The sequence below is a fragment of the Pseudonocardia yuanmonensis genome, from assembly GCF_039542425.1.
GTDB classification, from domain to species: Bacteria; Actinomycetota; Actinomycetes; order Mycobacteriales; family Pseudonocardiaceae; genus Pseudonocardia; species Pseudonocardia yuanmonensis.
The window spans coordinates 25,591-45,985 of sequence record NZ_BAABIC010000038.1; the positions used below are offsets into that span (position 1 = coordinate 25,591).

Genomic DNA, 20,395 nt, shown 5'->3' on the forward strand with positions numbered 1-20,395 from the left:
GTTCTGACCAGGCCGGAAGGGGTCCGGCAACCATCCGAGAGGGACAGACGATGAACGCCAGGATCGCACGAACCATCGGCACGCTGGCCGCCGCCGGGGGCCTGCTCCTGGGCCTGAGCGCCTGCAGCATGTCGGTCTCCAGCGACGACGTGAAGTCCGAGATCACCCGCGTGGTGCAGGAGCAGCTGCAGACCTCGCCGAACTCGGTCGACTGCCCGTCGGGCCTGGACGCGACGGTCGGCGCCACGCTGACCTGCCACGTCGTGATCCCCGAGCGCAGCTTCGACGTGGTCGCCAAGGTGACGGCGGTCGAGGGCAGCGACGTCCGGTTCGACATCAACGAGGTGTAGCCGCCGGTCGGCGCGGCTAGCGTGCGGTCCATGCACGGTGTGTGGACCGCACAACAGATCCGGGAGGCCGAGGAGGTGCTCCTGGACCGGTTGCCCGACGGCGTGCTGATGCGTCGGGCGGCGCACGGGCTCGCCCTCGCCGTCCGCCGGCTCGTGGGGGAGCGGTGCGGCGGCGCGCCGGGGCGCCGGGTGACGTTGCTGGTGGGGGCCGGCAACAACGGGGGCGACGCGCTCTGGGCCGGGGCCGAGCTGCGCCGCGCGGGGCTGGCCGTCACGGCGGTCCTGCTGGCCCCGGACCGGGCCCACCCCGCCGGGCTCGCGGCGGTGCGCCGGGCCCGTGGCCGGGTCCTGCGGGGGGACGACGCGGGGGCGCGGGACGCGGTGACCGGCGCCGACGTGGTCGTCGACGGGATCGTGGGAATCTCCGGCAAGGGGCCGCTGCGCGAGCCGGCCGCCGCGCTGGTCGAGGCCGCGGGGGCGGCCGGGGTGCCGATCGTGGCCGTCGACCTGCCGAGCGGCGTCGACGCCGACACGGGCACGACGGACGGGGCCACGGTCGCCGCGGCGCTGACCGTGACCTTCGGGGCGCGCAAGCCCGTGCACGTGCTGGCCCGGCCGCGGTGCGGGGAGACCGTGCTCGTGGACATCGGGCTGGGACCTCGGCTGCCCGAGCCGCACGCGTGGGTCCTCGACACCGCCGACGTCGGGGAGCGCTGGCCGATCCCCGGGCCGACGGACGACAAGTACACCCAGGGCGTGGTCGGCGTCGCCGCCGGCTCGGCCACCTATCCCGGGGCCGCGGTGCTCGCCACCGGGTCCGCGGTGCTGGCGACCAGCGGCATGGTGCGGTTCGCCGGCACCGCCGCGGACGTCGTGCGGACGCACTGGCCGGAGGTCGTGGGTACGGACGACCTGGAGCAGGCGGGGCGGACGCAGGCCTGGGCGGTCGGTCCCGGGATCGGGACGGACGATGCCGGGTACGCGCTGCTGTCCGGGGTCCTCGAGCGAGAGGTCCCGACGTGCATCGACGCCGACGGCGTCACCCTGCTCGCGCAGCACGCGGACCTGCGTGCGGCGGTGCGGGGGCGGCCGGTCGTGATCACGCCGCACGCGGGCGAGTTCGCCAGGGTCGCCGGCGACGTGGGGACGGACCGGATCGCCGCCGCCCGCCGGGCCGCGGCCGAGCTCGGCGTGACGGTGCTGCTCAAGGGCAGCGCCACCGTGGTCGCCGACCCCGACGGGCGCACGCTGGTCAACACCTCCGACAACGCCTGGGCGGCCACGGCCGGCTCCGGTGACGTCCTCACCGGGCTCGTCGGCGCGCTGCTCGCCGCGGGGCTCGAGCCGTGGTGGGCCGCCGGCTGCGCCGCCTTCGTCCACACCCGCGCCGCCACCCTGGCCGCCGAGCGGATGGGTGGGGCGCCGGGCGTCCCGGCCCCCGCCTCCACCCTGCAGGCCGCCGTTCCCGGGGCGATCCATGAGGTGCGGCAGGCGGCGCTGGGGATGGGGTGGGGCGCCGCTGCTCCGGGTGGACACACCGACGGCGGCGCGCCAGCCCTCGATCAGTGAGGTGCTGAAGTCGGGGCGCGAGCGGTCCCTCAATACGTGAGGTGCTGAAGTCGGGGCGCGAGCGGTCCCTCGATACGTGAGGTGCGACGTATGCCGGAACCGGCGGATCCCTTGTCCCCCAGCACGACCGTGATCGATACAGCTCCTGTCGGGGGCGGATGTCAGAATGCGGACGTGTCCTCGCTCCCCGGAACGGCCCGGTCGACCCAGACCGCCGGATCGACCCAGACCGCCGGAACGGCTGCGCCTCCGGGCTCGGCCCGCGCGGCCGCTCCACCCCCGCCGCGTGCCGAGGCGGCGGTCGACCTGGGGGCGATCCGGTACAACGTCGCGCTGCTCGCCGGGCTGGCGTGGGAGTCGGGCGCGGAGACCATGGCCGTCGTGAAGGCGGACGGGTACGGGCACGGCGCCGTCGAGGTCGGCCGGGCCGCGCTGGCGGCCGGTGCCACCTGGCTCGGGGTGTGCACGATCGAGGAGGCGCTGGAGCTGCGGCAGGCCGGGATCATCGCGCCGGTCCTGTCCTGGCTGCACCTGCCGGACGAGGACTTCGCGCCCGCGATCACCGCGGGCGTCGACCTCTCCGTCTCCTCCGTGCGCCACCTCGCGGGGGTGCTCGACGGGGCGCGCCGCGCGGGGCGCCCCGCCCGCCTGCACCTCAAGATCGACACCGGGCTGTCCCGCAACGGCTGCCAGCCCGCCGACTGGACCGAGCTGCTCGACGCGGTGGAGAAGGCGGGCGACGAGGCCGAGGTCGTCGCCGTCTGGTCGCACCTCGCGCACGCCGACCAGCCGCACCACCCCGTCATCGACACCCAGCTCGCCCGGCTGACCGCGGCGTGGGAGCAGGCCCGTGAGCGCGGGTTCGACCCGCTGCGCCACCTGGCCAACTCCGCGGCCACCCTGACCCGGTCGGACCTGCACCTCGACCTGGTCCGGCCCGGCATCGCGGTCTACGGGCTGGACCCGCTGGACCGCCCGGTCGAGGAGTCGCCGCTGCGCCCGGCGATGGAGTTCCGGGCACGGGTCGCGCTGGTCAAGCGGGTACCGGTGGGCGAGGGCGTGTCGTACGGGCACGAGTGGACGACCTCGCACGAGACCACCCTGGCCCTGGTGCCGGTGGGCTACGCCGACGGCGTCCCCCGCCGGCTCAACGCGAACGGCCGGATGCGCGTGCAGCTCGCGGGCAGGGTCCGCCCGGTCGTCGGCCGCGTGTGCATGGACCAGGTCGTGGTGGACTGCGGCGAGGACGAGGTCCACGAGGGCGACACCGCGGTCCTCTTCGGCGCGGGCGCCGGCGGCGGCCCGACCGCCCAGGACTGGGCCACCGAGCTGGGCACGATCCACTACGAGATCGCGACGGGCGTGCACGGCGCCCGGGTCCGCCGCACGCACCTCGGCGCGGGGGCGTGAGCGTGGCGGGCCGGAGGCTCTGGCAGGCCCTCGGGGTCGCGGGCGGGATCGTCGGTGCGGCCGGCGCCGCCGTCGGCGTCGGGGTGGCGAGCCACAAGCGGCACGAGATCGCCAAGGAGCGCCGCCGCCTCGCCGGGGAGCTGGACTCCGCCGGCCGGCAGCCGGGCGCCGAGCCGCCGGTGACGTCGTCGTCGGTGATGACCGAGGACGGCATCCGGCTGGCCTGCGAGGAGCTTCCCTCGCGCACCGGCGACCCGGTGCTCACCGTCGTGCTGGTGCACGGCTTCGCCCTCGACCGCCGCACCTGGCACTTCCAGCGGCAGGCGTTCCCGCTGCTCGACGATCCCTCCGTGTGCACCGTGCTGTACGACCAGCGCAGCCACGGCCGGTCCGAACGTGCCCCGCAGGAGAGCTGCACCATCGAGCAGCTCGGCCACGACCTGGACTCGGTCATCCGCGCCCTCGCGCCGGAGGGCCCGCTGGTGCTGATCGGGCACTCGATGGGCGGCATGACCCTGATGGCCCTGGCCGAGCAGCATCCCGAGCTCTTCGAGGAGCGGGTGCTGGGCGTGGGGTTCGTGTCGACGTCGGCGGGCGAGATGGGCAGTGCGGGCCTGCCGGGCACCCTGCTCTCCCGGCACAACCCGGTGACCCGCGGCCTCGGCGCGCTGGCCCGGGTGCAGCCGCGCTTCGTGGAGGGCGCACGCAAGGCCCTGGGCGACGTCGTGTGGGGCTTCACCCGGCGCTACGCGTTCGGCGACCGCCGCGTCGACCCGGCGCTGGTCGACCTGGTCGACACCATGATCAGCGCCAACGCGCTCGACGCGCTCACGGACTTCGCCGACACCCTCGGCACGCACGACCGGCTGGCGGCGCTGCCCGCGCTGGCGGGCTGCGAGGTGCTGATCGTCGCGGGCACGAAGGACCAGGTGATCCCCTTCTCGCACGGCGAGCGGATCGCCGCCGAGCTGCCGAAGGCCCAGCTGCTGGAGCTGGAGGGCGTCGGACACCTGCCGCTGCTGGAGCGGCACGAGGAGGTCCAGGAGGCGCTGGAGGGGCTGGTGCGGCGGGCCGCCTCCCGGGCGCCGCGCAAGCGCAGGCTGCGGAGGCGGGCGTGACGGGACTACTGATGTGGGACGAGCCGGTCGAGCTCCCGGAGCCGGCCGACACCGAGGCCTTCGGCGAGGAGCTCGGCCGCGAGCTGGGCGCCGGGGACCTCGTGGTGCTGTCCGGGCCGCTCGGCGCGGGAAAGACGGCGCTGGTCCGCGGCCTGGCACGCGGGCTCCGGGTGGCCGGCTCGGTCACCTCGCCGACCTTCGTGATCGCGCGCGAGCACCGTCCGTTGCCGGACGGGCCGGGTGTGCCGCTCGTGCACGTCGACGCCTACCGACTGGGTGCGGTGGCCTCGGTCGCCGCCGAGCTCGACGACCTGGATCTCGACACCGACCTCACCGAGGCGGTCGTGGCGGTGGAGTGGGGCGAGGGCGTGGCCGAGCGGCTCGCGGAGAAGCACGTCCTGGTCCATCTCGAGCGCCGGGAGGACGACGTCCGGGTTGCGCGGGCCGAGCGGATCGGGTCGTGACGCCGTGATCGAGGCGGTCCTCTTCGACTGGGGCGGCACCCTCACGCCCTGGCGCACCATGGACTTCCACGCCGGCTGGCGGGCCTACACCGAGATCCTGCACGCCGACGAGCCGGAACGGGCCCGCGAGGTCGCCACCGCCCTCGCCGAGGCCGACACCGCCCGCTGGGCCGCAGTGCAGGCGGACGCGCGCGCCTTCCACCTCGCCCACGTGCTGGCCGACGCCGCCGTCGACGAGGGCTCCGAGCTGCACGGCGCCGCGCTCGAGGCGTACCGGGAGTTCTGGGTGCAGGCCACGCACACCGACCCGGAGGCCGCGCCGATGCTCGAGGAGCTGCGCGGGCGCGGTCTCAGGCTGGGGGTGCTGTCGTCGACGATGTGGCCCGGTGAGTGGCACGAGGAGTGGCTGCGCCGGGACGGGGTGCTGCACCTGTTCGACGGCGTGACCTGGAGCAGCGACCTGGAGTACACCAAGCCGCACCCGGAGGCGTTCCGTGCCGCGATGGCCGCCGTCGGCGTCGAGGACCCGGCCCGCTGCGTCTACGTCGGCGACCGCCCGTACGACGACATCAGCGGAGCCAAGGGCGTCGGTATGCGCGCGGTCCTGCTGCCGCACAGCGACATCCCGGTGGCGCAGCGGGTCCCGGTCGACGTCGAGCCGGACGGCGTGATCCAGCGCCTCGCGGAGCTGCCGGCGCTGCTGCGGGACTGGTAGGCACCCGGCCGGGTGACGATCGCGGTGGCCCGGACGAGTCCCCATCGACGGTGAGCCGGGAGGGGGAGCCGGTGACGGGGGTCGACGGGACGGTCGAGGTCGGCGTGCTCGGCCCGCTGCGCCTGGTCGTCGGGGGTACGGAGGTGCCCGTGCCCGGCCCGAAGCGGCGGGCCGTGCTGGCCCTGCTCGCGCTCGCCGAGGGCCGGGCGGTCACCGTCGACCACCTGCTCGACGCGGTGTGGCCGGCCGAGGTGCCGGAGTCCGGCCGGGCGGCGCTGCACAGCCACGTCTCGCGGCTGCGCGGCACGCTGGGCCCCGCCGCCGACCGGCTGGCGACGCTGGAGGGCGCCTACCGGCTCGACCTCGGGCCGGACGCGCTCGACACGGCCCGGGCCCGCCGGCTGCTGGCCGGGTCCCGGGAGGCGGAGGCCCCCGCGGCGATCGCGGCGCTGCGCGAGGCCGACGCCCTCTGGCGCGGGCCCGTGCTGGCCGACCTGCTCGGCGTCGAGCCGGTGGCGGCCTCGGTCGTCGCGCTCGACGAGCTCCGCCGCGCGGTGTCCGACGAGCTGGTGCACCGCTGCGTCGAGGCCGGGCGGGCCGCGGAGGTGCTGGACCGGGCCGCCGCGGCGGTCGCCGCGGAGCCGCTGCGGGAGGCCGCGGTGCGGCTGCTGGTCCGGGCCCTCGCCGCCGTGGGCCGGACCACGGACGCGCTCGCCGCGGCCCGGGAGCACCGCCGGCTGCTGGCGGAGGAGACTGGACTGGACCCGTCGGCCGCCCTCGGCGAGCTCGAACGGGCGGTGGCCAGCGGTGAGCTCGGCGCGGAGGTCCCGCGTCCGGTCCGGCGGGCGGCGGTCCCGCCGACCCCGTTGGTCGGCCGCGAGGCCTCGCTCGCCGCCGTGCGGGCGCTCGTCGGCACGGAACGGCTGGTCACGCTCGTCGGGCCCGGTGGGGTCGGCAAGACCCGGCTCGCGCGCGAGGTCGCGGGCGACGGCCCGACGGTGCTGCTGGCCCCGGTGACCGACCCCGCCGCCGTGCCGCACGCGCTCGCCGCCGCGTTTTCCGTACGGGTCACCCGGGGTGACGTGCTCTCGGCGTGTGTCGCGGTGCTCGCCCCCGAGCGCGGGGTGGTGCTGCTCGACAACTGCGAGCACGTGCTCGACGCGGCCCGGGACGTGGTCGCCGCGCTGCTCGACGGCTGCCCCGGCCTGACCGTGCTCGCCACCAGCCGCACGCCGCTGGGCCTGCCGGCGGAGACCGTCCACCGGCTCGGACCGCTGCAACTCCCGCTCGGCGGGGCCGGAGACCTGCGGGCGGTCCCGGCGGTCGCCGTGTTCCTCGACCGGGCCGCGCGCGCCCGGCCCGGTTTCACCGCCGGGCCGGCGGACCTCGACGTCGTCGCCGAGATCGTGCGCCGGCTCGACGGCGTGCCGCTGGCCATCGAGCTCGCCGCGGGTCGCCTGTCCGTGCTCGGGCTCGCCGACCTGCGGGACCGGCTGGACCGCGCGCTCGACCTGCTCGGCGGCGGCCGCCCGTCCGCCGACGCCCGGCACCGCACGCTGCGGGCCACCGTGGACTGGTCGTACGCGCTGCTCCCGCCCGCCGAGCAGCGGCTGTTCCGGCACCTCGCGGTGTTCGCCGACGGCGTGGACCTGGGCACGGCCGAACGGCTCGCCGAGGAGATCACCGAGAGCGCCGCGATCACCGAGGGCGACGCTGGCGGGGGCGCCGATCCCGCGGTGGCCCTCGCCCACCTCGCCGACGCGTCGGTGCTGGAGGTCGACTTCGGCGGCGGGACCCGCTACCGGATGCTCGAGACCCTGCGCGCCTACGGCCTGGACCGGCTGGCCGCCGAGGGGGAGACCGAGGAGGCGGCCGCGCGCCTGCTGCGCTGGGCGGTCGATCTCGTCCGGGCCGTCGACGCCGGGATCGCGACCGAGCGCGAGCCGGAGGCCGACGCGGCCCTGCGCCGGGAGCTGGGGAACCTGCGGGCCGCATGGCGGCTGGCACGGGAGCGGGGCGACCTGGACACGGCCGTCGAGCTCGTCGTCGGGCTGGAGGACGTCGCGGGATGGCGCGGGCTGTCAGAGCTGCAGGGCTGGGGCGTGGAGCTGGCGACCGACCCCGTCCTGACCGGCCACCCGCGCGCCGGCGAGGTGACGGGTACGGCCGCGATGGCCGCGTACCACCGCGGCGACCACGCGCAGGCCGACGCGCTCGGCCGCGCGGCGCTGGCCGCCGGTTCCGCGCCCCGCGCCGCCGCACTCGGGCACTCCGCCCGCCAGCTCGCCGCGCTCAGCCGCGCGGCCTACGACGAGGTCCTCGAGCACGGGGCCGCCGCGGCGGCGGTGTCGGCGCGCCCGTTCCTGAACCTCGGGGTCGCCGCGCTCGCGGCGGCCTACGCCGGGGACCTCGCCCGGGCCCGCGACCTGCGGGACCGTACGGCCGCGACGGCCGGCTCCCCGACGGGCCGGGGGTTCGCCGAGTACGTCACCGGCGAGATCGCCAACGCGGCCGGCGACGTCGACGCGGCCGAGCCGCACTACCTGGCCGCGCTCGACCTCGCCCGGGCCGCCGGCTCGACCTTCCTCACCGGGATCGCGTCGGTGGGCCTGCTGTCCGCACGGGCCGCCGCGGGCCGGGTCGCCGACGCCCTGCGCGGTTACCGCGAGGTGGTCGACCACTGGGCGGCCACGGGCACCTGGACGCAGCTGTGGGTCACCCTGCGCAACCTCGCCGACCTGCTCCGGTTGCTCGACGATCCGGGGCCCGCCGCACTGCTCGACGCCGCCGCCGACGCCGCCCCGGACGCCCCGCCCCGGCCGGCGGCGGTTCCGGCGAGCGAGCCGCGGGCGGCCCCGTCGAGCGAGCCGAAGGCGGCCCCGTCGAGCGAGCCGCGGGCGGCCCCGTCGAGCGAGCCGCGAGCGGTCCCGTCGGCCCGGCCCGGGGTCGGCTCGTCCGCCGGGCCGGGTCGGGCGGAGGCGCTCGCCGTCGCCCGCCGGGCCGTGGCCGAGCACCTCGCCCGCGGGGCACCCGTCAGGCCCGGGCCTCGAGCACCAGGTGCAGCGGGTCGCGGACGGCCACCCGGACCTGCGTGAACCCGGCCTCCTCCAGCACCGCCGTCAACCCCGCGCCCCCGGCCTGGGCGCCGAGCGCGGTGCCCGCCTGGGACAGCGCGCCGGGGACGCAGAAGGCCGTGGACGCGGCGTAGTAGGTCAGGCCGATCGGGTTCAGGTTCTCGTCGAGCGCGTCGCCGGCGCCGGGCTCGACGAGCAGCACCGTGCCACCCGGCGCGAGCGCCTCCCGGGCGTGCCGGGCGGCGCCGACGGGGTCGCCCATGTCGTGCAGGGCGTCGAAGAAGCAAATCAGGTCCCAGCCGTCGGCCGGGTAGTCCGTCGCCCCGCCGACGGCGAAGCTCGCCCGTCCCGAGGCGGCCTTCTCCGCCGCGCGCACGGACGGCTCGTGCGGGTCGACCCCGTGCACCGTGCTCTGCGGGAAGGCCTCGGCGAGCAGCCCGGTCGCGCTGCCGAAGCCGCAGCCGACGTCGAGCACTCGGGCGCCCGCACGGAGCCGGTCGACCACGCCGTCGAGCGCGGGCAGCCACGTGGTCAGCAGCTCACCGCGGTAGTCGGCCCGGAAGCAGCGGTCGACCGCGCCGGCCAGCCGCTCGTCCTGGTCGCCCCAGGCGATGCCGGCCCCGGTCCGGAAGGCCTCGGCGAGCCGGTCGGTGCCGGCCCACAGCGCGGCCGCGAACTCGAACCCGCCGGCCATCGCGGCGGGGGAGTCCTCGTCGGCGAGGACCGCCGCCCGCTCGGGTGGCAGGGTGAACCGGCCGGCCGCGTGGTCCAGGTAGCCGGCGGCGGTCTGCGCGGACAGCCATTCCCGCAGGTACCGCTCGGCCAGGCCGGTGCGCGCGGCCAGCTCGGCCGCGGTGACCGGGCCGCTCCCGGCCAGGGCCGACCACAGGCCGAGGCGGTCGCCGACGTACGCCAGCGCCGCGCCGAGGGCCACCGACTGGTCGGTGCCGACCTTCTCCGCGAAGGCCAGCACCCGCTCCTCGAAGTCCCCGTTCATGTTCTCCTCCTGACGGAATCGGGGTCGGACGGCACGGAACGGTCGGGGCCCGCGCTGGCACGGCGGTGGCAGCGCGCGTGAGATCCGCGCCAGCGCCGTAACAGCACCGGCGCGCACGCTCGGACGCGACCCGAGGAGGAGACCGATGAGCCCGACCCCCGATCCGTTCCCGCCGCTCCCGCCCGCCCCGCCGCACCCCGCGGGGCGCCCGTGCGCGCACCTGTGCACACCGGACTGCACGGCCGAGCCGGAGGAGACGGGCACGGGTTGGCCCGAGGACGGCTGCTGAGAGCGACGCTCGTAGGCTCGGTGACGTGCTCGTGCTGGCCCTGGACACCGCCACACCCGCCGTCACCGCCGGAGTCGTCCGGCTGACCGACGGCCCCGGCGCGCGCGCCGAGGAGCTCGGCGTGCGGGTCGCGCACGACGCGCGCAAGCACGGCGAGCTGCTCATGCCCGGGGTGCAGGGCGCCTGCGCCGATGCCGGGATCCGGCTGCGCGAGGTGGAGGCGATCGTCGTCGGTGCCGGACCGGGGCCCTTCACCGGCCTGCGGGTCGGCATGGTCACCGCCGCCTCGCTCGGCGACGCGCTGGCGGTCCCGGTGCACGGGGTGTGCTCGCTCGACGCCATCGCCCAGGCCGTCGTGCTGCCCGGCAGGCTCACCGGGAACCTGCTGGTCGCGACGGACGCGCGCCGCCGCGAGGTCTACTGGGCCGGCTACGAGGCGGAGGGCGCCCGGCTGACCGGGCCGACCGTGGAGGGCCCCGAGGCGGTGGCCGAGCGGCTCGACGGGCTGCACCTGGTCGCCGCCGCGGGCACGATGGCGGACCGGTTCGGCCTGCCCGTGCGCGAGCCCGCCACGCCGACCCCGGCCGGGCTGGTCGCCGCGGCCGCGGCGGCGCTGGACTCCGGCCGCACGCCGGGCCCGCTCGAGCCGCTGTACCTGCGCCGGCCCGACGCCGTCCCGCCCGGGGAGCGCAAGAAGGTGCGCACGTGAGCGGGACCGGCACCGTCACGATCGGTCCGCTCTACCGGGCCGACGCGCCACGCTGCGCCGAGCTGGAGAGGATCCTCTTCCCCGGCGACGACCCGTGGAGCGCCCAGGCCTTCCGGGACGAGGTGTCCCGCGGCCTGCCCTACTTCGCCGCCCGGCTCGACGGCGAGCTCGTCGGCTACGCCGGGCTCGGCGTCACCGCCGGTCCGCCGCAGGCCGAGGCCGAGGTGCACACGATCGGCGTCGACCCGGCGCACCAGGGCCGCGGCATCGGGCGCCGGCTGCTCGACGCGCTGCTGGCCGTGGCCGACGAGCTGCACGCGACGGTGTTCCTCGAGGTCAGGACGGACAACGAGGCCGCCCTCGGGCTCTACGAGAAGACCGGGTTCGCCGTCGTCGGGCTGCGGAAGCGGTACTACCGGCCCAGCGGGGCCGACGCCTACACGATGAAGAGGGAACCCCGGTGACGATCGTTCTCGGTATCGAGACCTCCTGTGACGAGACCGGCGTGGGGATCGTCCGGATGTCCGACGCCGGCGTCCCCGAGCTGCTGGCCAACGAGATCGCCTCCAGCGTGGAGGAGCACGCACGGTTCGGCGGCGTCGTTCCCGAGGTGGCGTCGCGGGCGCACCTGCAGGCGATGGTCCCCGCGGTGCACCGGGCGCTGGAGACGGCGGGCGTGAAGGGCTCGGACGTCGACGCCGTGGCCGTCACCGCAGGTCCGGGTCTCGCCGGCGCGCTGCTCGTCGGGGTCGCGGCGGCGAAGGCGTACGCGGCGGCCTGGGAGGTCCCGCTGTACGGGGTCAACCACCTGGCCGCGCACGTCGCCGTGGACACCGTGCAGCACGGTCCGCTACCGCCCGCGCTCGCGCTGCTCGTCTCCGGCGGGCACTCCAGCCTGCTCGCCGTGCCGGACCTGGCCGGCCCCGTGACCCCGCTCGGGGCCACGATCGACGACGCCGCGGGGGAGGCCTTCGACAAGGTCGCCCGGCTGCTCGGCCTGCCCTTCCCCGGCGGCCCGTACATCGACCGGGCCGCGCGCGAGGGCGACCCGGAGGCGATCGCGTTCCCCCGCGGGCTCACCGGGCCGCGCGACGCGAAGTACGACTTCTCCTTCTCCGGGCTCAAGACCGCCGTGGCCCGGCACGTCGAGGCGCTGGAGCGGGAGGGCGTGCCGGTGCCGGTCGCGGACGTCGCGGCCTCCTTCCAGGAGGCCGTCGTCGACGTGCTGACGATGAAGACGGTGAAGGCCGCGCAGGAGTACGGCATGGACACCGTGCTGCTCGGCGGCGGGGTCGCGGCCAACTCGCGGCTGCGCGCGCTGGCCGAGGAGCGCTGCACCGCCGCGGGCCTGCGCCTCCGCGTCCCGCGCCCGGTGCTCTGCACGGACAACGGCGCGATGGTCGCCGCGCTCGGGGCCCACCTCGTCCACGTCGGCGCCACGCCCTCCGAGCTCGGCCTCCCCGCCGACTCGGGCCTGCAGGTCACCGAGGTCCTGGTCCCCTGACCCGCGGGTCGGCACTTCCGGGCGGGCGATCCCGGGAGCGACCGGGAGGTGCGAGTCGGTGGCCCGGACGTACCGACCCGCGGGATCAGGGGCCGACGGTGCGCTACGCGCAGACGACGTGGCCCAGCAGGTGCCGGGCGCCGGCGCGGAGGTCGTCGAGGGCGAGCTCGGAGCCGGAGAGGTGGCGGAGCAGGGCCTGCTGGAACAGCCCGTCGAAGGTCGCGTAGGCCGTCGCCGGGCTGCAGGTGGGCTCCCGCCCGGCGAGCTCGGCGTACCGGCCGACGATCCGCCAGATCATCCGCTCGAGGCTCTCGTCGATCTCGGCGACGTCCGGCCGGAAGGACTCCTCGAACAGCGACTGGGAGCGCAGGTCGTACCAGAGCCGGTGCATCAGGGCGTCGTCCCGGCAGGTCGCGGCCAGCCCCTCGGCGAAGTCCGCGGCCAGCCCCTCCGGGGTCGACGAGTCGGCGACGATCGCGTCGTAGCGCTGCACGCAGACGGCCTTGTACCGCCGCACGCAGTACATGATCAGCTCGACCTTGTCCCGGAAGTAGTAGTGCAGCGTGCCGTGGCTGAACTCGGTGTTCTGGGCGATCTCGCGCAGGCTCGTGCGTGCGTAACCCCGCTCGGAGAGCGTCTGCAGGGCCCCCTCGGCCAGCAGCCGGCGGCGCTCCTCGAACTTGTCGACCTGACGTCGGGTCACCCGGTCGGCGGCGGTGGTCACGAAGGGCAGGATAACGGACCGGACGTTCGTCCAGGGCCGTCCCGGCGGCCGTCCGGGACCCGCGGGGCCGGCCGGCCCGCGGGTCAGGAGCTCACGTGGGCGAGGAGGCGCAGCTCGTCGTCCGTGAGCCGCAGGGTGAGCATCGGCAGCAGGTTCCGCAGCTGCTCGACGGTGCGGGCGGAGGCGATCGGCGCGGCCACCGTGTCCTGCGCGGCCAGCCAGGCGAGCGCGACGGCCGGGACCGGGACCTCGTGGCCGGCGGCGATCTCGTCGAGCACCGCGAGCACCGCGCGCCCGCGGGGGTCCTCGAGGTAGGCCGAGGCGCCCTCGGCGCGCACGCTGTCGACCTTCTCCCCGCGGTACTTGCCGGTCAGGAAGCCCTTGGCCAGCGCGTAGTACGGCAGGCAGGCGATGCCCTCGGAGCGCAGCAGGTCCTGCAGCGAGGACTCGAAGCCCTCTCGCTCCATGAGGTTGTAGTGCGGCTGCAGCGCGGTGTAGCGCACCAGCCCGTCCCGGTCGGAGATCTCCAGCGCCGAGCGCAGCCGTTCCGCGGTGAAGTTCGACGCCCCGACCTGGCGGACCTTGCCCTCCTTCACCAGCGCGTCGAAGGCGTCGAGCGTCTCCTCCTGCACGGTGTCGGGGTCGTCCTTGTGCGCGTAGTAGAGGTCGATGTGGTCGGTGCGCAGCCGGCGCAGCGAGTCCTCGCAGGCGGCCTTGATGTTCTCGCCGCCGAGGCCCGCGCGCTGCGGCAGCGACCCGACCTTCGTCGCGATCACCATCGAGTCCCGGTTGCCGCGCGCGGCCATCCAGTCCCCGATGATCGTCTCCGATTCGCCCCCGCTGTTGCCGGGAACCCGCCACATGTACGAGTCCGCGGTGTCGACGAACGTGCCACCCGCCCCGGTGAAGGCGTCGAGCACCGCGAACGAGGTGTCGGCGTCGGCGGTCCAGCCGAAGACGTTGGCCCCCAGGCAGAGGGGCGAGACCTCGAGTTCTCCCACAGTCGGCATGGGTCCGGAGCCTACGACCGCCATCGGGTGGCGGGCCCGTTGAACGGCTGGCACTCTCGTGGGTAGAGTGCCAACCGCACAGTTCAGGTCGGGTCGCCCCGGCACCCGCGACGGCGGGGCCCCTGGTCGGCTGTCGGTGGACAGTACTACGGACAGTTCGTGAGTCACCCCAGGAAAGGGGAGGTCATCGTGGCGAACATCAAGCCGCTCGAGGACAAGATCGTCGTCCAGGCCAGTGAGGCCGAGACCACCACGGCCTCCGGCATCGTCATCCCGGACACGGCCAAGGAGAAGCCCCAGGAGGGCAAGGTCCTGGCCGTGGGCCCGGGCCGGATCGACGACAACGGCAACCGCGTCCCGCTGGACGTGAACGTCGGCGACGTCGTCATCTACTCGAAGTACGGCGGCACCGAGGTCAAGTACAACGGCGAGGAGTACCTGATCCTCTCCGCCCGCGACGTGCTCGCGGTCGTCAACTGACGATCCCCGCGCGAAGTGAACCCGCCCCGGCGGCGCAGCGCCGAGTGAAGGCCTGGGCCCCGGGGCGGTTCCTTCTCCCGATCCAGAACGAGAGGCTCTGATGCCGAAGCAGATCAGCTTCGACGAGGACACGCGGCGCGCGCTCGAGCGGGGTGTCAACCAGCTCGCCGACGCCGTGAAGGTGACGCTCGGCCCCCGCGGCCGCCACGTCGTCATCGACAAGAAGTTCGGTGGTCCGACCGTCACCAACGACGGCGTGACCATCGCCCGCGAGATCGACCTCGAGGACCCGTACGAGAACCTCGGGGCGCAGCTCGCCAAGACCGTCGCCACCAAGACGAACGACGTCGCGGGCGACGGCACCACCACCGCCACCGTGCTCGCCCAGGCACTGGTCCGCGAGGGCCTGCGCAACGTGGCGGCCGGCGCCAACCCGACCGCCCTCGGCCGCGGCATCGCCGCCGCCGCGGACAAGGTCTCGGAGTGGCTGCTGCAGAAGGCCATCCCGGTCAACGGCGCCGAGCACATCGCCCAGGTCGGCACCATCGCCTCCCGCGAGGAGGAGATCGGTCGCCTGATCGCCGACGCGATCGGCTCCGTCGGCAACGACGGCGTGATCACCGTCGAGGAGGGCTCCACGCTCGCCACCGAGCTGGAGATCACCGAGGGCCTGCAGTTCGACAAGGGCTACCTGTCGCCCTACTTCGTGACCGACGCGGAGAGCATGGAGGCCGTCCTCGAGGACACCTACATCCTGCTGCACCGCGAGAAGATCAGCTCCATCCAGGACCTGCTCCCCCTGCTGGAGAAGGTGCTCGGCGAGGGCAAGCCCCTGCTCATCATCGCCGAGGACGTCGAGGGCGAGGCCCTGTCCACCCTCGTCGTCAACTCGATCCGCAAGACCGTCAAGGTCGCCGCGGTCAAGTCGCCCTTCTTCGGCGACCGCCGCAAGGCCTTCATGGACGACCTCGCCGTCGCCACCGGCGGCACGGTCATCAACCCGGAGGTCGGGCTCAAGCTGTCCGAGGCCGGGCTGGACCTGCTGGGCCGGGCCCGCCGGGTGGTCGTCTCCAAGGACACCACGACGATCGTCGAGGGCGCCGGCAAGGCGGACGACATCCAGGGCCGGATCGCCCAGATCAAGGGCGAGATCGAGACCACCGACTCCGACTGGGACCGGGAGAAGCTGCAGGAGCGGCTGGCCAAGCTGTCCGGCGGCGTCGCGGTCATCAAGGCCGGTGCGGCCACCGAGACCGCCCTCAAGGAGCGCAAGCACCGCATCGAGGACGCCGTCTCCGCGACCCGCGCCGCCGTCGAGGAGGGCATCGTCCCCGGTGGCGGCTCGGCGCTGGTCCAGGCCGCCGCCGCGCTCGAGGAGCTCAAGCTCGAGGGCGACGAGGCCACCGGTGTCGCGATCGTCCGCCGCGCGCTGACCGCCCCGCTGTACTGGATCGCCGCCAACGGCGGCGTCGAGGGCGCGGTCGTCACCTCGCGGGTCGCCGAGCAGGAGTGGGGGCAGGGCTTCAACGCCGCCACGCTCGCCTACTCGGACCTGCTGGCCGACGGCGTCATCGACCCGGTCAAGGTCACGCGCAACGCCGTGGTCAACGCCGCGTCGATCGCGCGCATGGTGCTCACCACCGAGAGCGCCGTCGTCGACAAGCCCGAGGTCGAGAAGCCGGCCCCGGCGGCCGGTCACGGGCACGGGCACTGATCCGGTACCCGGACGGCACCGAGCCGGCACCGAGCCGGCGGTAGTAGCACACACCGAAGGGCGGGTGGCTTCGCGGCCACCCGCCCTTCGGCGTTCCCCCGGGGCTCCGACGGGTCGTCCCCGCCGGTCATCCCTGCGTGTCGGTCCTGCGTGTCGTCCCTGCGGGGCGCTGCCGGTCAGACCGGCTGGACGCCCTTCTTGTCGTCGATCCGCAGCCGGCGGTCGCGGCCGCGGATGATCGCCTCCCGCTCGTGCTCCGACAGGCCGCCCCACACGCCGTAGGGCTCCTGCACCTCCAGTGCGTGCCGCCGGCACATCTCCAGCACCGGGCACGCCGCGCAGATCTCCTTGGCGCGCCGCTCGCGGTTCGCCCGCGCCGGTCCGCGCTCGCCCTCGGGGTGGAAGAAGAACGAGCTGTCCATCCCGCGGCACGCGCCCTGCATCTGCCAGTCCCAGATGTCGGAGACCGGCCCCGGGAGCCGCCTGATGTCCGCCACCGTCATCACCCACCAGTTCGAAGCGAAGAAGTCGTTGCTCGGCAACGAGGTGCCCAGCATAGAAACGCGCCAAACCTTGTTCAAGAGGTTCGTCGCAGGAACCGTGTCGCGGTTGCCGCGGGCGGGGCGACCCCCGACCATGGGCGCGTGACCACGCAGCCCGTGCCGGAGCACGCACCCGACCGCGACGTGCCCCCGCGCGGGAACCGCGCGGTGCGAGACGTGGCCGAGGTGACCGGCGTGCAGGAGCCGGGGGCGGAGGAGCCGACTGTGCAGGGTCGAACGCCGGATACCCCGTCCGGACCCGACGACGCCCCCCGGTTGACCGTGGCCGCCGTGGCCCGGCGGCTCGGGGTCGCCCCCGCCACCCTGCGGACCTGGGACCGGCGCTACGGGCTCGGCCCGTCCGCGCACACCCCGGGCTCCCACCGGCGCTACGGCGCCGCGGACCTCGCTCGCCTGGAACTGATGCAGCAGGCGCTGCTCCAGGGGGCCACTCCCGCCGAGGCCGCACGGCACGCCCTCGCCGCGCCCTTGCCGGAGCCGGGTGGCGGGCGGCCCGTGGGCGTGCCCGGCACCGGCACCGCGGAACCCGGGGCGGGGGAGGGCGGCCCGCTGCTGCTCGCCGGTCGCCCCTCGGACGAGGAGCTCGACCTCGGCGCGCGCGTACGCGTCGGAGGACGGGTGCTACGGCTCCCCGGGGCGAGCCGGCGGGCCCGCGGTGTGGGGCGCGCGGCGCTGTCCATGGACGCGCCCGCGGTGCGGCGGCTCGTCGACGAGGCCATCGAGGCCGACGGACTGGTCCGGACCTGGGACGACGTCGTCCGGCCGGTGCTGTGTGCGGTCGCCGAGCGCTGGGAGTCGACCGGGGCCGGTGTCGAGATCGAGCACATGGTCAGCGAGGCCGTGACCGCCGTGTACGGCGCCCGCGCGGTCGCCGCGAGCCGGCCGGGGGCGGATGCCCGCCCGGTCCTGCTGGCCGGCTCGCCGGGCGAGTGGCACCACCTGCCGCTCGCCGTCCTCGGTGCCGTGCTGGCCGAGCGGGGCGTGGCTTACCGACCCCTGGGGCCCGACCTTCCGCTCGACGCGCTGGTGGCTGCGGTGCGCCGGACCGCACCCGCCGCAGTGGTGCTGTGGGCGCAGGGCCCGCGGACGGCCGACCCGGGTCTGTTCGCCGCGCTGCCCCGTACCCGGCCCCGGCTCCGCTCGTTTGCCGCAGGGCCGGGCTGGGCGGAGGTCGCCCTGCCGTCCCGGACCGACCGCCTCGGGTCCCTGACCTCCGCGGCGGACCTCCTGACCGATCTCGCGTCCATCACCCACACGGAGTAGTACATGTGGGTAGACACTCCTTGACCGCTCCCCGATAGGACCCGCCCACTTGGACGACAGCCGCGTGAGTGAGGTGGCTTTCGGGGGCCGCCCCGGCGTGTCGGTCGGCCCGGTGGGACGAGCGGAGCCCGTGGTGCGCTGGGCGGCTGCCGTGGCCCTCGGCGGGCAGGGCCGGTACGCCGCCGCGGCGGCCCTCCTGGAGGGTCTCGTGCGGGACCCCCGCGTGCCCGTCGAGATCCGCGCGCACGCCCTCGTCACCCGCGCCTCGCACCTGCGTCAGCGGGGCGGGCACGCCCTCGCCGACGGGCTCGACGGACGGGCCCTGGCCCTCGCCGCGGGAGCGCCCGGGGCACTGCCCGGAGCCGGTGTCCGCTCGGCCGAGGTCGATCGACGGGTCGGGCCTCCGGAGGCTCGCGGACCGTCCGCCCGGACCGGCGCACCCGGGGCCGGGCGGTGGTCGACCGCCCCCGCCGATCTCCGCGGCTCGACCGGGCCGGCGCCGTCCGACGGGCCTCCCGGCGTCACCTCGCAGGGCGTTCCCAGCCCGTGCGCGGACCTCTTCTCGGCTCACGTCGACGCGCTCACCGGGCTCGCGGCCGACGCGCTCGGGCAGGGCGCGCTCACCCGCTCCGCACGCCTGCTGAGCAGGGCGGACGTGCTTCTCGCGATCGGCGTCGTACACACCGGCGGCAGGTCCGTGCCCTGGCGTCCCGTGGTGCGGACGGCCTGGGTGCACAGCGAGCTCGCACTGGCGCGCGGCGATCTCGACGCGGCGTCCGTTGCAGCGGCCCGGGCCGTCCGCGGAGCAGCCGCCGCGGGGTCGTTGCGGCATCTCCTCAAGTCCCGCCTCCTCGCCGGCGTGGTGGCCGCGGTGCGGGCCGCCGCGGGGGAGGCCGGTTCCGCGGAGGCCGCGGCGGGGGTCGTCGCCCCCACCCCGGAGTCGGCCCTGGCGGCCCTCGACGCCGTCGCGGAGGAGGCGGCCACGGCGGGCCTGCTGCCCCTCGCCTGGGCGGCCCTCCTCGCCGCCGCGGACGCCGCTGGCACGGTCGTCCGGCGGGCCGGCACGGCGTCCTCCGGTTCCTCTCCGGACGGCGACCCGGAGGGCTCCGGGAGGGGAACGCCGGGGGGTCCCGGGGAGCCACGGACGGACGCCGGAACAGGCCCCGCCGGGGCGCCCTGGTCGGACGATCCGCCCGGCGCCGCCGCGCGACCGTCGGACCGTCCGTTCGAGGGGCCGGAGGGACACGATCGGCGGCTCGATCGGTTGCTCCGCTCGACGATCGGTGCGCCGAGCGGTCCCGCGCGCCGACGACACGCCGCGGCGGCCACGCTGAGCGTCGTCCGTGCCCGTTCCGAGGGGACGGGGCGGCGCCTGATGGGGGAGCGGTCTCCGGGTGAGGAGAGGCTCGCGGTAGTGTAATTACTCCATTCGGTCCCTCATCACCCACATGACGAGTGCCGTTCGGCGCAGAGGTCCCGAATGGAGGGCACAAAGTCGCCCTGATCGTGTCAAGGTGATCCGGTCACCCGCCGATGCGGAGGGTGACACATCACCCGGCTGCAGGAAGCTGCAGGAAGGAATCGTCGTGACGACGGTACTCATCTGCGACGATCGTCGCAGCGTCCGCGAAGGTCTGACCCGCGTGATGTCCGCGGTGCCGGGGGTGCACCGGATCGATTGCGTCGCCCATGGGGACGAGTTGCTGGCCCGGTTCTCCCGGCAGCCGGTCGACGTCGTCCTGGTCGGCACCCAGCGCGCGGTGCCCACCGGGGTGGAGGCCACCAGGCGCCTGGTGGCGGCCCACCCGCAGGCGAACGTCATCGTGTTCGGCGCCCCGGACGACGCGGGCAGCATCGCCGCCGCCATCGCCGGCGGTGCGCGGGGCTACCTCCGCTGGGACGCCTCCCGGCCCGAGCTGGTGGCCGCCCTCGCCCACACCCTCGCCTCCACCGCGGTGCCCACGCCGCGGGCGCCCGCCGACCCGGGGGTGCAGCTCACCGAGCGCGAGCTGCAGGTGCTGCGCGGGATGAGCCAGGGCAAGAGCAACGGTCAGATCGGCCGCGAGCTCTACCTGTCCGAGGACACCGTGAAGACCCACGCCCGCCGGCTGTTCCGCAAGCTCGGCGTCCGGGACCGCGCCCAGGCCGTCGCGCACGGCTTCCGCCGCGGCCTCGTGTCCTGACGCGGTAGCCGGGCACCACCCCGCGGACCCGCCAGGTCCGACGCACGACCAGCATCACCGCACGCAGCACTGCACGAGCACCCGGAGGGGTTCCGGGTGGGAGCGACCGGGCGGACGACGCGGCCGAGGGCCGTGGCTGTCGCAGCGCAGCCACGCACCGGCCGGGTCCGTCCCGCCGCGCGCTCCGCACCGCACGCCCGCCGTGCCGCGCCCGACCGTGGCGCCGCCGGCCCGTCGTGCGCCCGCCGCGCGGCCGGAC

At 75.8% G+C, this 20,395-nt stretch carries 20 protein-coding genes; 16 read left to right on the plus strand and 4 right to left on the minus strand.

Features of this window, described 5'->3' with window-relative positions:
* Positions 1–50: 50 nt before the first annotated feature.
* The 7 genes from ABD990_RS32910 to ABD990_RS32940 all read left to right on the plus strand — a co-directional run bounded on the left by ABD990_RS32910 (position 51) and on the right by ABD990_RS32940 (position 8,721).
* Complete coding sequence (locus ABD990_RS32910) at positions 51–350, plus strand: DUF4333 domain-containing protein (RefSeq protein ID WP_345384719.1); 300 nt, start codon at positions 51–53, stop codon at positions 348–350.
* A 30-nt stretch (positions 351–380) separates the two neighbouring features.
* Positions 381–1,919: an NAD(P)H-hydrate dehydratase gene (locus ABD990_RS32915; RefSeq protein ID WP_345384720.1), complete on the plus strand. Its 1,539-nt coding sequence runs from the start codon at positions 381–383 to the stop codon at positions 1,917–1,919.
* A gap of 174 nt (positions 1,920–2,093) precedes the next feature.
* On the plus strand, positions 2,094–3,329 hold the full coding sequence (gene alr / locus ABD990_RS32920) for an alanine racemase (protein WP_345384721.1): 1,236 nt from the start codon (positions 2,094–2,096) through the stop codon (positions 3,327–3,329).
* 2 nt (positions 3,330–3,331) lie between these two features.
* On the plus strand, positions 3,332–4,447 hold the full coding sequence (locus ABD990_RS32925) for an alpha/beta fold hydrolase (protein WP_345384722.1): 1,116 nt from the start codon (positions 3,332–3,334) through the stop codon (positions 4,445–4,447).
* An 11-nt stretch (positions 4,448–4,458) separates the two neighbouring features.
* Complete coding sequence (gene tsaE / locus ABD990_RS32930; protein WP_345384737.1) at positions 4,459–4,911, plus strand: tRNA (adenosine(37)-N6)-threonylcarbamoyltransferase complex ATPase subunit type 1 TsaE; 453 nt, start codon at positions 4,459–4,461, stop codon at positions 4,909–4,911.
* 4 nt (positions 4,912–4,915) lie between these two features.
* Complete coding sequence (locus ABD990_RS32935) at positions 4,916–5,626, plus strand: HAD family hydrolase (protein ID WP_345384723.1); 711 nt, start codon at positions 4,916–4,918, stop codon at positions 5,624–5,626.
* 71 nt (positions 5,627–5,697) lie between these two features.
* Entirely contained in the window at positions 5,698–8,721 is a 3,024-nt protein-coding gene (locus ABD990_RS32940) for an AfsR/SARP family transcriptional regulator (RefSeq protein ID WP_345384724.1), read from the plus strand.
* On the opposite strand, the gene ABD990_RS32945 is transcribed toward ABD990_RS32940, so the two are convergent.
* Positions 8,660–9,697, minus strand: a complete 1,038-nt coding sequence (locus tag ABD990_RS32945) for a class I SAM-dependent methyltransferase (protein WP_345384726.1) — start codon at positions 9,695–9,697, stop codon at positions 8,660–8,662. The genes ABD990_RS32940 and ABD990_RS32945 overlap by 62 nt on opposite strands.
* 145 nt (positions 9,698–9,842) lie before the next feature.
* Here ABD990_RS32945 and ABD990_RS32950 point away from each other — a divergent pair, with 145 nt between their 5' ends.
* Genes ABD990_RS32950 through tsaD form a run of 4 tightly spaced genes read left to right on the plus strand, consistent with a single transcriptional unit; the run spans position 9,843 to position 12,199 of the window.
* A complete protein-coding gene (locus tag ABD990_RS32950) occupies positions 9,843–9,986 on the plus strand; it encodes a hypothetical protein (protein ID WP_345384727.1) in 144 nt (47 codons plus the stop codon).
* A gap of 25 nt (positions 9,987–10,011) precedes the next feature.
* Complete coding sequence (tsaB, locus tag ABD990_RS32955; RefSeq protein WP_345384728.1) at positions 10,012–10,695, plus strand: tRNA (adenosine(37)-N6)-threonylcarbamoyltransferase complex dimerization subunit type 1 TsaB; 684 nt, start codon at positions 10,012–10,014, stop codon at positions 10,693–10,695.
* Positions 10,692–11,159, plus strand: a complete 468-nt coding sequence (gene rimI, locus ABD990_RS32960) for a ribosomal protein S18-alanine N-acetyltransferase (RefSeq protein ID WP_345384729.1) — start codon at positions 10,692–10,694, stop codon at positions 11,157–11,159. The genes tsaB and rimI overlap by 4 nt, the downstream gene beginning before the upstream one ends.
* On the plus strand, positions 11,156–12,199 hold the full coding sequence (tsaD, locus tag ABD990_RS32965; RefSeq protein WP_345384730.1) for a tRNA (adenosine(37)-N6)-threonylcarbamoyltransferase complex transferase subunit TsaD: 1,044 nt from the start codon (positions 11,156–11,158) through the stop codon (positions 12,197–12,199). Before rimI ends, tsaD begins: the two co-directional genes overlap by 4 nt.
* Before the next feature lie 103 nt (positions 12,200–12,302).
* Here the strand turns inward: tsaD and ABD990_RS32970 are convergent, their stop codons facing one another.
* Positions 12,303–12,923, minus strand: coding sequence for a TetR/AcrR family transcriptional regulator (locus ABD990_RS32970; protein WP_345384731.1), 621 nt, complete (start codon positions 12,921–12,923; stop codon positions 12,303–12,305).
* An 83-nt stretch (positions 12,924–13,006) separates the two neighbouring features.
* Positions 13,007–13,933 (minus strand): aldo/keto reductase, encoded by a 927-nt coding sequence (locus ABD990_RS32975; RefSeq protein ID WP_345384732.1) that lies wholly within the window; start codon positions 13,931–13,933, stop codon positions 13,007–13,009.
* A gap of 186 nt (positions 13,934–14,119) precedes the next feature.
* Here ABD990_RS32975 and groES point away from each other — a divergent pair, with 186 nt between their 5' ends.
* Together groES and groL are read left to right on the plus strand one after the other, a co-directional pair.
* Complete coding sequence (gene groES / locus ABD990_RS32980) at positions 14,120–14,413, plus strand: co-chaperone GroES (RefSeq protein ID WP_345384738.1); 294 nt, start codon at positions 14,120–14,122, stop codon at positions 14,411–14,413.
* Between the two features lie 100 nt (positions 14,414–14,513).
* Complete coding sequence (gene groL, locus ABD990_RS32985; RefSeq protein WP_345384733.1) at positions 14,514–16,127, plus strand: chaperonin GroEL; 1,614 nt, start codon at positions 14,514–14,516, stop codon at positions 16,125–16,127.
* A 176-nt stretch (positions 16,128–16,303) separates the two neighbouring features.
* On the opposite strand, the gene ABD990_RS32990 is transcribed toward groL, so the two are convergent.
* Complete coding sequence (locus tag ABD990_RS32990; protein WP_345384739.1) at positions 16,304–16,624, minus strand: WhiB family transcriptional regulator; 321 nt, start codon at positions 16,622–16,624, stop codon at positions 16,304–16,306.
* A gap of 147 nt (positions 16,625–16,771) precedes the next feature.
* Here ABD990_RS32990 and ABD990_RS32995 point away from each other — a divergent pair, with 147 nt between their 5' ends.
* The 3 genes from ABD990_RS32995 to ABD990_RS33005 all read left to right on the plus strand — a co-directional run bounded on the left by ABD990_RS32995 (position 16,772) and on the right by ABD990_RS33005 (position 20,136).
* Positions 16,772–17,953 (plus strand): MerR family transcriptional regulator, encoded by a 1,182-nt coding sequence (locus ABD990_RS32995; RefSeq protein WP_345384734.1) that lies wholly within the window; start codon positions 16,772–16,774, stop codon positions 17,951–17,953.
* 64 nt (positions 17,954–18,017) lie between these two features.
* Positions 18,018–19,373 carry a hypothetical protein gene (locus ABD990_RS33000; RefSeq protein ID WP_345384735.1) on the plus strand — a complete coding sequence of 452 codons (1,356 nt, stop codon included), beginning with the start codon at positions 18,018–18,020 and terminating at the stop codon, positions 19,371–19,373.
* A gap of 166 nt (positions 19,374–19,539) precedes the next feature.
* Positions 19,540–20,136: a response regulator transcription factor gene (locus ABD990_RS33005; RefSeq protein ID WP_037046231.1), complete on the plus strand. Its 597-nt coding sequence runs from the start codon at positions 19,540–19,542 to the stop codon at positions 20,134–20,136.
* The last annotated feature ends 259 nt before the right edge of the window (positions 20,137–20,395 follow it).